The sequence below is a fragment of the Nonomuraea roseola genome, from assembly GCF_039535395.1.
Taxonomy (GTDB): domain Bacteria; phylum Actinomycetota; class Actinomycetes; order Streptosporangiales; family Streptosporangiaceae; genus Nonomuraea; species Nonomuraea roseola.
Window position 1 is genome coordinate 216,979 of sequence record NZ_BAAAXC010000015.1, and the last position, 12,535, is coordinate 229,513.

Annotated in this window: 11 protein-coding genes and 1 pseudogene; 7 read left to right on the forward strand and 5 right to left on the reverse strand. The window is 69.9% G+C overall.

What is annotated here, in order from left to right; all coding sequences use genetic code 11:
• The first annotated feature begins 15 nt into the window (after positions 1–15).
• Positions 16–306, forward strand: coding sequence for a hypothetical protein (locus ABFX55_RS23990; RefSeq protein WP_346124473.1), 291 nt, complete (start codon positions 16–18; stop codon positions 304–306).
• 5 nt (positions 307–311) lie between these two features.
• The gene (locus ABFX55_RS23995) at positions 312–671 is read left to right on the forward strand and encodes a DUF5130 family protein (protein WP_346124475.1); all 360 of its coding nucleotides are present in this window, start codon (positions 312–314) and stop codon (positions 669–671) included.
• Here the strand turns inward: ABFX55_RS23995 and ABFX55_RS24000 are convergent.
• Complete coding sequence (locus ABFX55_RS24000) at positions 668–1,177, reverse strand: HNH endonuclease (RefSeq protein WP_183647602.1); 510 nt, start codon at positions 1,175–1,177, stop codon at positions 668–670. The two genes, ABFX55_RS23995 and ABFX55_RS24000, sit on opposite strands and share 4 nt — an antisense overlap.
• 254 nt (positions 1,178–1,431) lie before the next feature.
• Between ABFX55_RS24000 and ABFX55_RS24005 the strand changes: the two genes are divergently transcribed.
• From ABFX55_RS24005 to ABFX55_RS24015, 3 genes are all read left to right on the forward strand, one after another.
• Positions 1,432–3,468: a prolyl oligopeptidase family serine peptidase gene (locus ABFX55_RS24005; protein ID WP_346124477.1), complete on the forward strand. Its 2,037-nt coding sequence runs from the start codon at positions 1,432–1,434 to the stop codon at positions 3,466–3,468.
• Positions 3,469–3,601: 133 nt separating this feature from the next.
• A complete protein-coding gene (locus ABFX55_RS24010) occupies positions 3,602–4,393 on the forward strand; it encodes a helix-turn-helix domain-containing protein (RefSeq protein WP_346124478.1) in 792 nt (263 codons plus the stop codon).
• The gene (locus tag ABFX55_RS24015; RefSeq protein WP_346124480.1) at positions 4,390–4,722 is read left to right on the forward strand and encodes a VOC family protein; all 333 of its coding nucleotides are present in this window, start codon (positions 4,390–4,392) and stop codon (positions 4,720–4,722) included. The genes ABFX55_RS24010 and ABFX55_RS24015 overlap by 4 nt, the downstream gene beginning before the upstream one ends.
• Before the next feature lie 10 nt (positions 4,723–4,732).
• Here the strand turns inward: ABFX55_RS24015 and purU are convergent, their stop codons facing one another.
• Positions 4,733–5,581, reverse strand: a complete 849-nt coding sequence (gene purU, locus ABFX55_RS24020; protein WP_346124482.1) for a formyltetrahydrofolate deformylase — start codon at positions 5,579–5,581, stop codon at positions 4,733–4,735.
• Between the two features lie 134 nt (positions 5,582–5,715).
• Between purU and ABFX55_RS24025 the strand changes: the two are divergent.
• Positions 5,716–6,976, forward strand: a pseudogene (locus tag ABFX55_RS24025) (RNA-guided endonuclease InsQ/TnpB family protein).
• On the opposite strand, the gene ABFX55_RS24030 reads toward ABFX55_RS24025, so the two are convergent.
• Genes ABFX55_RS24030 through ABFX55_RS24040 form a run of 3 tightly spaced genes read right to left on the reverse strand, consistent with a single transcriptional unit; the run spans position 6,943 to position 11,299 of the window.
• Positions 6,943–9,324, reverse strand: coding sequence for a GcvT family protein (locus tag ABFX55_RS24030; protein ID WP_346124485.1), 2,382 nt, complete (start codon positions 9,322–9,324; stop codon positions 6,943–6,945). The pseudogene ABFX55_RS24025 and the gene ABFX55_RS24030 sit on opposite strands and share 34 nt — an antisense overlap.
• The gene (locus tag ABFX55_RS24035; RefSeq protein ID WP_346124487.1) at positions 9,297–10,205 is read right to left on the reverse strand and encodes a LysR family transcriptional regulator; all 909 of its coding nucleotides are present in this window, start codon (positions 10,203–10,205) and stop codon (positions 9,297–9,299) included. Before ABFX55_RS24035 ends, ABFX55_RS24030 begins: the two co-directional genes overlap by 28 nt.
• A 5-nt stretch (positions 10,206–10,210) precedes the next feature.
• Positions 10,211–11,299 carry a pyridoxal-phosphate-dependent aminotransferase family protein gene (locus ABFX55_RS24040; RefSeq protein WP_346124489.1) on the reverse strand — a complete coding sequence of 363 codons (1,089 nt, stop codon included), beginning with the start codon at positions 11,297–11,299 and terminating at the stop codon, positions 10,211–10,213.
• 242 nt (positions 11,300–11,541) lie between these two features.
• On the opposite strand from ABFX55_RS24040, the gene ABFX55_RS24045 reads away from it, so the two are divergent.
• A complete protein-coding gene (locus tag ABFX55_RS24045; protein WP_346124491.1) occupies positions 11,542–12,465 on the forward strand; it encodes an inorganic phosphate transporter in 924 nt (307 codons plus the stop codon).
• The last annotated feature ends 70 nt before the right edge of the window (positions 12,466–12,535 follow it).

A 12,535-nucleotide genomic window follows, 5' to 3' on the forward strand; every position in this document is an offset into this window, starting at 1 on the left:
GATTACGGTCATGGTGTGGACAGCGCGCTGGAAATCCTCGGCTTCCTCATCGGCACCTCGACGGGGCTGTTCCTGCTGATCAGCCTCATGGTCCTGCTGCCAGGCGCGAGCAGGGACACGGAGGCGCCCTCCGACGTCGTGTGGCTGGGCGGTCCGCGCCACAGCGAGCACGGCGTCAGCACCGCCAACCTGGTCCTGGCCAACAGGAGGGCGCACTGGGCGCCGGTCCCGGAGGCCGACTGGCCGCGCATGGCCGAGACGGCCGAGCCCGGCGGGCAACTCGGCGGCGCCTCGGCGGGGTGGTGAGAGCGATGCGCGGGCTCACCGCCACCCAGGCCGACGACCTCCGCACGGCGCTGACCTCGGCCGAGCGGCGCACCGGCCTTCGCTTCGGCGCCTTCCTCGGCCCGCCGGTGGGCGCCCGCAGGCACTTCGCCGAACGGCTGCACGCCGCCATGGGCGAGGAGTCGCCCGACGCCGTGGTCGTCTTCGTCGACGTCGAGGGCCGCGCGCTGGAGATCGTCACAGGGGAGCACGCCAGACTTCGCCTGCCGGACGGCTCGTGCAGGCTGACGGCCATGTCGATGGCCACCGTCTTCAGCGCGGGTGACCTGGTCGGCGGCCTGCTCTACGGGATCAACGCTCTCGCGGAGCAGGCCGCGCGCCGTTAGGCCGCCGTCTCCGACAGGTAGGGCGCCCACTGGGGGTCGCCGACGAGCTGGGCGCCGATCAGCCGCCAGTGCGCTCCCCTCGGCACCGCGGGGGCGACGCGGAGCGTCCACCCCAGCTCCTCCAGGAACTTGTCCGCCTTCCTGTGGTTGCAGGGCATGCAGGAGGCCACGCAGTTCTCCCACGTGTGCGTGCCGCCCCGCGAACGGGGTACGACGTGGTCGATCGTCTCGGCCCGCTGCCCGCAGTAGGCGCAGCGGAAGTCGTCACGACGCATCAGCGCGGCGCGCGTCAGGGGGATGCGAGACCGGTAGGGAATACGGACATATCTTCGGAGCCTGATCACCGAAGGCACATCGACCGTGCAGGTCGCGGAGCGGAGCACCGCTCCCCTGCCGTCGCGGTGGACGACGTCGGCCTTCTCCCTGAGCACGAGCACGACGGCCCTGTGCAGCGAGAGCGTGGTCAGCGGCTCGTAGGTGGCGTTGAGCAGGAGTACTTGGCGCATCAGGGGGCCACCCCCCGACGCACGGGTATCAGAGGGGCCATGGCCCCTGTTGGCGGTCCCTCCTGGGACCCGGTTGCTTCCGTCACGTGGACCTCCGCCGGACGGTCCAACGGATGGTCACCACGGCACCGTCCTTTACCAAGTCTGGCGTCTCTCGCATGCCCCCGCCACCCAATAGAGATGACCAGAGGGACACACGATGTCATTTATGCCCGCCCCTCCTGGGCTTTACGCGTCCCCGGTAAGGTTCAGACATGTACCCAGCCGCACGCCGAGACGAGATCGTCGAGAACCTGCACGGCACCCCCGTGCCCGACCCCTACCGCTGGCTCGAGGACCCCGAAGAGCCTGAGGTGAAGGGCTGGTTGCTGGCTCAGGAAGAGCTGTTCAGGGCCCAGGCGGAGCCCGTCAGGTTCAAGGAGCGCATCGCGGAGCTGCTCCGGTCGGGCTCGGTCGGCGTTCCCGTCTGGCGGGGCGAGCGGCACTTCTTCTCCCGCCGCACCCCCGACCAGGAGCACGCGGTCTACTACGTGGTCGAGGCCGACGGCACCGAGCGGGCGCTCATCGACCCGATGGCGATCGACCCCTCGGGGCTGACCACGCTCGACGCCGTGCAGCCCGACAAGGAGGGGCGCCTGCTGGCGTACCAGATCTCTGTCGGCGGCGACGAGGAGTCCTCGCTCTACATCATCGACGTGAGCACCGGCGCCAGGGTCGAGGGCCCGATCGACAGGTGCCGCTACTCCCCCGTGGCGTGGCTGCCCGGCGGCGAGGCGTACTACTACGTGCGCCGCCTGCCGAGCACCGAGGTGCCCGAGGGCGAGTCGCAGTTCCACCGCCGTGTCTACCTGCACCGCGTCGGCACCTCCACCGAGGACGACGTCATGATCTTCGGCGACGGCCTGAAGATGACCAACTACTACGGCGTCTCGGTCTCCCGCGACGGCCGCTGGCTGCAGATCTCCGCCTCCGAGGGCACCGCGCCGCGCAACGACCTGTGGGTGGCCGACCTGTCCTCCTCCCCGGCCGAGCGGCCCGAGCTGACCGTGGTCCAGGAGGGCGTCGACGCGCAGACCGGGCTGGTCTTCGGCCGCGACGGGCGCATCTACGTCCACACCGACCGCGACGCGCCGCGAGCGAGGGTCTGCGTGGCCGACCCGGCCGACCCCTCCGTCTGGACCGACCTGATCCCCGAGGACCCCGAGGCGGTGCTGACCGACTTCGCCATCCTCGACGACCTCGAGCGCCCCGTCATGGTCGTCGGCTGGACCCGCCACGCGCTGAGCGAGATCAGCCTCCACTCCCTCGAGAGCGGCGAGCGGGTCGGCGAGGTGCCCACGCCTGGGCTCGGCACGATCGGCGGCATCTCCGAGCGGCCCGAGGGCGGCTACGAGGCGTGGTTCGGCTACACCGACAACACCACGCCGCCGACCATCCAGCGCTACGACGCCCGCACGGGCGAGACCTCGCTGTGGGCGGCCTCCCCCGGCGCGGTCGACGTGCCCGCCGTCCGCACCGAGCAGGTCACCTACCTGTCCAAGGACGGCACGCAGGTGCGCATGCTGGTGATCTCGCCGGTCTCCGGCGAGGGGCCAAGGCCCACCATCCTGAACGGCTACGGCGGCTTCGGCATCTCCATGACGCCCGGCTACTCCGCCTCCGTCCTCACCTGGGTCGAGGCGGGCGGCGTCTACGCGATCGCGGGGCTGCGCGGCGGCGGCGAGGAGGGCGAAGACTGGCACCGCGCCGGCATGCTCGGCAACAAGCAGAACGTCTTCGACGACTTCCACGCGGCGGCCGAGCACCTCATCGCCACCGGCGTCACCACCTCGGCCCAGCTGGCCGTCTCGGGCGGCTCCAACGGCGGCCTGCTGGTCGGCGCGGCCCTCACCCAGCGACCCGAGCTCTACGCGGCCGTCGCCTGCTCGGCGCCGCTGCTCGACATGATCCGCTACGAGCTGTTCGGCCTGGGCGCCACGTGGAACGTCGAGTACGGCTCGGCCGAGGACCCCTCCGAGTTCCCCTGGCTGTGGGCCTACTCTCCCTACCACCACGTACGCGAGGGCGTGTCCTACCCCGCGACGCTGTTCACGGTCTTCCAGTCCGACACGCGGGTGCATCCGCTGCACGCGTGGAAGATGTGCGCCGCGCTGCAGCACGCCACGTCGGGCTCCGCACCGATCCTGCTGCGCAACGAGGGCGAGGTCGGCCACGGCGCCCGCTCGGTGAGCCGCACCGTCGACCTGGCCGCCGACCAGCTCACCTTCCTGGCCAGGCACACCGGGCTGTGAGCACGCCCACAGGACCCTGCCCGGCGGCGGCCTCGACGGCCTGCGTCCGCCGTCGGGCCGCCTCCTCGCCGGCGTGCGGCGGGGCGGGCTGACGTTCGCCAAGATCCACGGCCGCTGACGTATCGTCTGCGGTATGGGCCTGACCATGGCCGAGGGCGTGCCCCGTGCCGCCCTTCGGCCCTACGTCACCCGGTTGTGCGCCTACAGGGAGCGCTACGACCGCCCCCTGACGCGCACCGAGGCCGCGGTGCCGGGGGCGGTGCTCATCCTCGCCTTCGGGGCTCCCATGGAGGTCGGCGGCGCCCGTCTCACCTCCTTCACCGGGGGGCTCGGCGACCGCTACACGGTCACCAGGATCTCCGGGCCCACCGAGGGCGTCGAGGTCGTGCTCACCCCCTTCGGCGCCCGCCGCCTGTTCGGCGTCCCGATGCGCGAGCTGACCAACCTGGTGCTGCCCGTCGACGACCTGCTGCCCGCATGGAGCCGTACGGCCGGCGAGAGACTCGCCGCGCTCGCCTCGTCCGCTGAGCGCCTGGCGCTGGCCGAGTCGCTGCTGGCCGCCCGCATCCTGACCGCTCCCCCGCCCGACCCGCCCGTGCTGTGGGCCTGGGAGCGCCTGGTCGCCTCGGGCGGCTCCGTCAGCGTGGCCTCGCTGGCGAGCTCCCTCGGCTGGAGCCACCGCCACCTCGTCGCTCGCTTCCACGACCAGGTCGGCCTCACCCCGAAGGCGTCGGCCAGGGTGATCCGCTTCGACCGCGCCATGGGCCTGCTGCGCGAGGGCCTTCCGCTCTCCGACGTGGCCGCCTCGTGCGGCTTCTACGACCAGCCGCACATGAACCGCGAGTTCCGCGCCATGGCGGGCGCCACGCCCGGTCAGATTCGTCCAAGACCGCAGCTCAGCAGGGGCGCAGACTTGGCCTCATGAAACGAACCGTCTTCGCGCTCGCCCGCTACCGGGACGTCCCCGCGGCCGCCGGCTTCCTGGGCACCGCCTTCGGCTTCATCCCGCACGAGGTGTCGAACAACCACGTCGAGATGCTGGTCGGCGATGACATGATCATGCTGGGCGAGGGCAAGCCCGGCGGTCCCGGCATCTACGTCGCCGTGGACGACCCCGACGCCCACCACGACCGCGCGCTGGCCGCCGGCGCCAGGATCACGATGGAGCTGGTGGAGCAGCCGTACGGCTCTCGTGAGTACGCCTGCGAGGACCCCGAGGGCAACGCCTGGTTCTTCGGCACCTACCGCCCCTGAGCCCGCACCGTCAGCGGGGGAAGACGATGGTCTTGTGGCCGTCGAGCAGGACGCGCTGTTCGGCGTGCCACCTCACCGCGCGGGCCAGGGCGACACACTCCACGTCGCGTCCGATCGCCACCAGGTCGGTGGGCGAGTGGCTGTGGTCGACGCGGGCGACCTCCTGCTCGATGATCGGCCCCTCGTCCAGGTCGGAGGTGACGTAGTGGGCGGTCGCGCCGATCAGCTTCACGCCGCGGTCGTGGGCCTGGTGATACGGCTTGGCCCCCTTGAACGACGGCAGGAACGAGTGGTGGATGTTGATCGCCCTGCCCGACAGCTTCTCGCACAGGTCCTCCGACAGGACCTGCATGTAGCGGGCCAGCACCACGAGTTCGACCTGGTAGTGCTCGACCAGCGCGAGGATCTCCGCCTCCTGGCGCGGCCTGGTCTCGCGGGTCACCGGCAGGTGGTGGTAGTCGATGCCGTACGACTGGGTGAGTGGCCGCAGGTCGGGGTGGTTGGAGGCGACCGCGACGATCTCGATGTCGAGCAGTCCGGACCTGACCCGGTAGAGCAGGTCGTTCAGGCAGTGGCCGAACTTGCTGACCAGGATCAGCACCTTCGGCTTGACCGACAGGTCGCGCAGCTTGAAGTCCATGCCGAACTCGGGGACCAGCCCCGCGAACGCGCTGGAGAGCTCGTCCTGCGGCAGCGCGGCGGTGAACTGCACCCGCATGAAGAAGCGCTTCGCGGCCTGGTCGCCGAACTGCTGGCTCTCGGTGATGTTGCAGCCGCGCGCCGCGAGCAGACCCGAGACGGCGGCGACGACGCCAGGGCGGTCGGGGCAGGACAGTGTCAGGACGTACTCGGCGTTCATCAGATCCCCCCGTGGGTACTCCGGCCGTCAGGCCGGAGAGAAGACGGGAGCGGGAAGGCCTCTCGGGCCTGAGCGTGCCTGCATTTGCACGCCCCACTCCATACCTTAACTGATCTAGCAGTAGAATGTGAGGCGTGGCACAGCCCGTGAAGCGGGCGTTCAAGTACCGCTTCTACCCCACCCCCGAACAAGCCGCAGAGCTTGCCCGGACGTTCGGCTGCGTCCGCCTGGTCTACAACAAGGCGCTGGAGGAACGCACCCGCGCCTACACTCAACAGCAGCGCCGGATCTCCTACGTGGAGTCGTCGGCCGCGCTGACCGAGTGGAAACGCACCGAGGAACTCTGCTTCCTTTCCGAGGTGTCCAGCGTTCCTCTGCAGCAGGCGCTGCGCCACCTTCAGGCGGCGTTCGCGAACTTCTTCGCCAAGCGGGCTAAGTATCCCAGCTTCAGGTCCCGTAAAAAGTCGCGGGCCTCGGCGGAGTACACCCGCTCGGCGTTCCGGTACTCGGGCGGCGCACTCACCCTGGCCAAGATGGACGCCCCGCTGAACATCGTGTGGTCGCGCCCCTTGCCGGAGGAGGCGGAGCCGTCCACGGTCACCGTGTCGCGTGACAGCGCGGGCCGCTGGTTCGTCTCCATCCTGTGCCAGAACACGGTCCAGCCATGGGAGCCAACCGAGAGCGCGGTCGGGCTGGACGCGGGCATCACCGCGCTGGCCACCCTGTCCACCGGCGAAAAGATCGTCAACCCCAAACACGAGAGGGCCGACCGTAAGAAACTGGCCAAGGCCCAACGAGCCCTGGTCCGCACACAGAAAGGCGGCAACAACCGGGCCAAGGCCCGGCTGAAGGTGGCTCGTGTGTATGCGCGGATCGCCGACCGCCGCCGCGACCACCTGCACAAGGTCACCACACGGCTTGTTCGCGAGAACCAAGTGATCGCCGTGGAAGACCTGACCGTCCGCAACATGGTCAAAAACCGCTCGCTGGCCCACGCCATCTCCGATGCCTCCTGGCGGGAACTGCGCGGCATGCTGGAGTACAAATGCGCCTGGTATGGGCGGGAGCTGCTGGTCGTGGACCGCTGGTTCCCCTCCTCCAAACTGTGCTCGGCCTGCGGCACCATCACCGACAAGATGCCGCTGAACGTCCGGACCTGGGAGTGCGCCTGCGGCGCGACCCATGACCGGGACGTGAACGCGGCCAAGAACATCCTCGCCGCCGGGCTGGCGGAGAGGTGAAACGCCTGCGGAGCTGACGTAAGACCTCAAAGGAGAGTCCTCTCCTGTAAGGCGGTCGGCCGTGAAACAGGAACCCCCACGGGCGACCGGGGGACTCCCCTCGTTGACGGGGGGAGGATGTCAAGCTTTCACTCTCGCGGAGGTGGGATCGTAGGGCGCCTTGCGGCTGATCTGGGCAGGGTACCTCTCCCCGGCCACCTGCACCTCCACCTTCTCCAGCCCCGCGCCGGAGACGAACGCCAGTCCGACCGTCCTGCCCAGCGTGGGGCTGTGGGCGGCCGAGGTCACGTGGCCGACCGGCGCGCCGTCGTGCAGCAGCGCCTCCCCGCCCCACAGGTGCTCGTCGAGGGTGATGGAGACGATCCTGCGCGCGGGCCCTGCCGCACTCAGGCGTTCGACCGCGTCGCGTCCTCGGTAGTCGCCGCTCTTCTTGCAGGTGAACAGCAGTCCGGCCTCGACCGGTGAAACGTCGGGGCCGAGCTCGCGGCCCCACGCTCTGTATCCCTTCTCCAGCCGCATGGCCTCGATGGCGTAGTAGCCGGCCTGGGTGATGCCGGTCGACAGCAGGCTCTCGTAGACCGTCACCGCGAACTCGGCGGGGACGTACAGCTCCCAGCCCAGCTCGCCGACATAGGTGACGCGGCTCGCCCTGACGGTGGCGTAGCCGAGATCCACCAGCTCGGACGTCCCGAAACCGCCTTCAAAAGCCGACTTGGAAACAGATTTCAAGATATTTCGTGATGAGGGGCCCATGACGCTGAAGACGGCGTACGCGCTGGTGACGTCCACGAGGACGGCACGGCGCTCGCCGATCCCCCGCGAGATGAGGTCGAAGTCGCGGGTGGCCTGCGCGGAGCCGGTGACCACGAGGTACTCCTCGCGCGCGACCCTGGTGACCGTCAGGTCGCTCTCGTACCCACCCCTGTCGTTGAGCATTCCGGTGTAGACGACCCGGCCCACCGGCACGTCCACGTCGGCCGTGCACAGCCACTGCAGCGCCTCGCACGCCTCGGGGCCCTTCAGCGTGAACTTCGAGAACGACGTCTGGTCGAACAGCGCGGCGCCGTTCCTGCAGGCGGCGATCTCCGCGTCGACCGTCTCCTGCCATCCCGGCCGCCCGAAGGTGTAGGGCGCCGCCGTACCGAAGTAGTTGACCCGCTCCCACCCCATCTTGGAGCCGAAGCTGGCCCCCGCCTCAGCAAGCAGGTGGTGGACGGGAGATCGGCGCAGCGGCCTGGCGCTCTCGAGCTCGCGATTGGGCCACGACATGGCGTAGTGCAGGCCGAGCGTCTCCTTGACGCGGTCGCGCAGCCAGGTGTCGTTGCCCGCCCACGGCGCGAAGCGGCGCAGGTCCGCGGGCCAGAGGTCGCTGGTCGGCTGGCCCTGCACGATCCACTCGGCCAGGGCCATGCCCGCCCCTCCGGCCGAGGCGATGCCCGCGGAGTTGAACCCGGCGGCCACGAAGTAGCCGCGCACCTCGGGCGCCTCGCCGAGCAGGAACATGTTGTCGGGGGTGAAGCTTTCGGGGCCGTTGTAGAACATCCTGATGCCGGTGCTCTCGAGGGCGGGCACCCGCTGGATCGCGTTCTCCATGATGATCGAGAACTGGTCCCAGTCCTCGTCGAGCAGCTGGAACTCGAAGGGGTGCGGGATGCCGTCCATGCCCCACGGTTTGGCGTCGGGCTCGAAGCCGCCGACCACCAGCCCGCCCACCTCCTCCTTGAAGTAGGCGTAGCCGTCGGGGTCGCGCAGCACGGGCAGGTGGGGGCTCACGCCCGTGACCTGCTCGGTGACCACGTAGAAGTGCTCGGCCGAGTGCAGCGGCACGGTCACGCCCGCCTGGCGGCCCAGCTCCTTGGCCCACTGTCCCGCGCAGTTGACCAGGATCTCGCACTCGACGAAACCCTCGGTCGTCTCGACGCCCGTCACCCGCCCGTCCTTGACGGCGGTGCCGGTGACCCTGACGCGCTCGACGACCTCCACGCCGTGCCGCTGCGCCCCGCGGGCCAGGGCCTGCGTGAGGTCGGAGGGGTTGGCCATTCCGTCGCCCGGCAGCCAGACACCCCCCACGAGGTCGTCGGTCCGCATGACCGGCCACAGCTCCCCCGCCTGCGCGGGGGTGATGAGCTCGGCCTCGATCCCGTAGGCGCGCGCCTGGGCGGCGGTCCTCTTCAGCTGGATCATGCGCTCGGGCGTACGGGCCACGCTGACGCTGCCGCACCGCTTCCAGCCGGTGCCGAAGCCCGTCTCCTTCTCCAGACGGGCGTACAGGTCGGTGCTGTAGCGGATCAGGCTGGTCATGCTCTCGGTACTGCGCAGCTGGCCGACCAGCCCCGCCGCGTGCCAGGTGGTGCCGCACGACAGCTGCCCCTGCTCCAGCACGACCACGTCGCTCCAGCCCAGCTCGGCCAGGTGGTAGGCCACGCTGCACCCGACGATGCCGCCGCCGACGATGACGACCCGCGCCCGGCTCCTCACGAAACGCTCCTCAGTCTCGGCCATGTGCGCACGGTGCGCAGCATGGCGATGAAAGCCTGTTCGGCGGGGCCCAGCAGCCGGTCGCGGCGGTGGGCCAGCACGATGGGACGGGGCTTGGGCGCGGGCGTGACCTCCACCGCCGCGAGCCTGCCGTCGGCCAGCTCCTGCTCCACGCAGTGCTCGGAGACCAGCGAGACGCCGAGCCCCGCCGCCACCGCCTGCTTGATCGTCTCGGGGCCCCAGATCTCGGTGCTCCTGTCCAGACCCCACGTCTCCATCGCCTGTTCCTGCAGCTCACGCGTGGATGAGCCAGGCTCGCGCAGCAGGAAGAGCTCCCCCGCCAGCTCGGACGGCTCGGCCGTATCCCTGGAGGAGAGGGAGTGTCCCGGCTGGGTGATCACGACCAGGCGGTCCTGCAGGATCGGCTCGCTGACCAGCTGGGGCGCCGACGGCTGGCCCGCGAGGACGGCGACGCCGATCTCACCGTCCACCAGGCCGCGCTCGACCTGCTGGCCGTTGCCGACGTGGATGCCGATCTCGATACCCGGATGGCGCTCGCGGAAGGCCGCCAGCAGCGGCGGCAGCAGGTAGGTGCCGACCGTGGTGGTTCCGCCCGCGACCAGCTTGCCCGTCTGCAGCCCCGAGACCTGCCTGATCGCCGCGACGGCCTCGTCGGCCAGCAGGAAGACGCGCTTGGCGTACTCCAGCATGACCTCGCCCTCGGGCGTGAGCCTGATGCGCGCCCCGCTGCGGTCGATCAGCGTGGCGCGCAGCGCCTGCTCAAGCTGCCTGACCTGGTGGGAGACCGACGGCTGGCTGAGGTAGAGCTTCTGCGCGGCGGCAGAGAACCCCCCGCACTCCACGACCGTCATGAAGATCCACAGTCGGTGCAGGTTGAGCTGCATGCGCGTTAACCCCTAGCTGCCTCGATCGACTCCCGGAGCGCCGCCTCGAGCTGCTCCAGCCGGTGCCAGGGGATCTCCCCCATCGTGCAGATGCGGAAGAAGTCGTTGGAGAGCTGTCCCTGACCGGCGTAGACAACGTAGCCACGCTTTTTGAGCTCGTCGTGAAGCGGCTGGTACGTCACGCCGTCCGGCAGGTGAAGCATGGTGACGGTGTTGGACCTGAACCGTTCATCGACGAGGATCTTCAGGCCGAGCCGCTCGAACTGGCCGCGCACCAGCGCGGCCCGCTCGCGGTACAGCTTGGTGCGCCCGGCGAACCCGCCGTTCTCCTCGTACTCCTTGATCGCCTCATCCAGTGCGTAGAGCACCTGTACGGCAGGCGTGAACGGCACGTCGCTCTTGAGGTAGCTCGCGGCGTTGAGGTAGAGGCTGCGCTCGGGCACCTCGTGGACACGCGCGATCGACGCCTCGCTGCACAGGATGAAGGCCATGCCGGGCAGGCCGTGCAGACCCTTGTTGGCCGTGCCGCAGACCACGTCGACCTTGACCTCGGCCAGGTCCTGGTCCTCGATCGCGGTGCCGGAGATCGCGTCGATCACGAAGAGGCTGCCCGAGGCCGCGACCACCTCGCCGATCTCCCTGATCGGGTTGATCAGGCCGGTGGTGGTCTCGTGGTGGACGCAGACCACCGCGTCCACGTCGTCGTGCTCGGCGAGCGCCGCTGCCACCGCGGCCGGGTCGGCGGGGACCGTCCAGTCGCTCCTGACCTCGTGAACGGTGATTCCGTGCGCCTTCGCGATCTTGATCATGCGGTCGCCGTACACGCCGTTGTTGACGACGAGCACCGCGCGGCCCTCGCGCACGGAGCTGATGACCGCCATCTCCATGGCCGCGGTGCCCGACCCCGTGACCAGCACCGCCTCGTGCGTGGCGCCGAGGTTCAGGCAGCGGGGCAGCGCCTCGCGGATCCTGAACAGCAGCTCGGTGAACTCCGGCTCGCGGTGGCACAGGTCTCCGCGCAGCAGGGCGTCCTTGACTCGCTGGGAGGTACAGGCGGGGCCGGGATTCAGCAGAATGAGCTCTTCGTCCATCATCCACTCGATCTTGGGGAGATATCGGGTGATATGGACGTTAGCCCGGTGGAGAGACGGCGAGACAGCCAGGATTTCGCTATGGCGGCCATAAGGCGATCCGGGGTTGCCCTCGAACCCGGTGAACGCCGATCCGTTGCGCCGCAGCTCTCTCGGGGAACGATCAGCCACGTGAAAGCTCGTTATGCCGGTCATCAACGATCGCGGGGTTCCCTGCCGGCCGGCGGTCGGATTGGCTGGGGCGCGTGCCTTTAGAGGTCGTGGTCGCCTGCCTGTTCGCCGTCGTGTCGGGGGTGAACGACGGCGGCACGCTGCTGGCGACCGGACTCAAGCTGCCCACCGTCAGGCCGATCGTCGGCGTGCTCACCCTGGTACTGCTGACCGCGCTCGTCCCCCTCGTCTCCCAGCAGGTCGCGCACACCTTCGTGACCAGGCTCGCCTCCTTCGAGGGCCCGGGGGCCACGCGCGCCATGACCATCGCCGTACTCTCAGCGATAGCCGTGGTCATGGCGCTCAGCCACCACGGACGCCCCACCAGCCTGACCCTCGCGATCGTCGGCGGACTCACGGGCGCGGGACTGGGCTGGGGGCTGGAGGTCTCGGCGGGCTCGGTGGCCCTCGTCCTGGCCGTCGGCCTGGCCGCGCCGTTCGCAGGCGCACTGGCAGCATGGGCGACGACCCGGCTGCTCGTCGCCATGACCACCAGCAGGGGGCTGCGGCGCTGGCACTGGGCGGGATTCGTCCTGCAGTGCGTGGCCTATGCCGCCAACGACGGGCAGAAGATGCTGGCCGTCTTCCTCGTCGCCGTCGGCTCCTCGGGCCCCTCGGTCTCCTTCGCGGCGGCCGCGCTGTTCGGTCTCGGCACGATGTACGGCATGCCGAGGGCGGGGCGCACCCTCGGCCGCGAGATCCTGGCCTCCCGACCGCTGCACGGCGTGGCGGCCGAACTCGCCTCGGGGACCACCGTGATCGGGTGCGCGGCGGTGGGCATGCCGGTGAGCATGACCCAGTCGATCGCAGGCAGCCTGATCGGGACGGGCGTGGCCTACGGGGGCGGAAGGGTGCGCTGGTACGCGGCGGTCAAGATCGTGATCGCCTGGGTCCTGACCCTACCGGCGGCTGGGCTCCTGGCAGCCGTGGCAGCGATCACGGTGAAAGGCATCTCATGAAACGACCCGCCTTCACCTGCGCCCCTGCTTGGGAGGACAGGTGACACCCACCGCCCCGACGCCACCCGAG

Coding starts and splice junctions, on each gene's coding strand:
- ABFX55_RS23995 (WP_346124475.1), top strand. CDS start 312: ATGCGCGGGCTCACCGCCACCCAGGCCGACGACCTCCGCACGGCGCTG.
- ABFX55_RS24000 (WP_183647602.1), bottom strand. CDS start 1,177: ATGCGCCAAGTACTCCTGCTCAACGCCACCTACGAGCCGCTGACCACG.
- ABFX55_RS24005 (WP_346124477.1), top strand. CDS start 1,432: ATGTACCCAGCCGCACGCCGAGACGAGATCGTCGAGAACCTGCACGGC.
- ABFX55_RS24010 (WP_346124478.1), top strand. CDS start 3,602: ATGGGCCTGACCATGGCCGAGGGCGTGCCCCGTGCCGCCCTTCGGCCC.
- ABFX55_RS24015 (WP_346124480.1), top strand. CDS start 4,390: ATGAAACGAACCGTCTTCGCGCTCGCCCGCTACCGGGACGTCCCCGCG.
- purU (WP_346124482.1), bottom strand. CDS start 5,581: ATGAACGCCGAGTACGTCCTGACACTGTCCTGCCCCGACCGCCCTGGC.
- ABFX55_RS24030 (WP_346124485.1), bottom strand. CDS start 9,324: ATGGCCGAGACTGAGGAGCGTTTCGTGAGGAGCCGGGCGCGGGTCGTC.
- ABFX55_RS24035 (WP_346124487.1), bottom strand. CDS start 10,205: ATGCAGCTCAACCTGCACCGACTGTGGATCTTCATGACGGTCGTGGAG.
- ABFX55_RS24040 (WP_346124489.1), bottom strand. CDS start 11,299: ATGATGGACGAAGAGCTCATTCTGCTGAATCCCGGCCCCGCCTGTACC.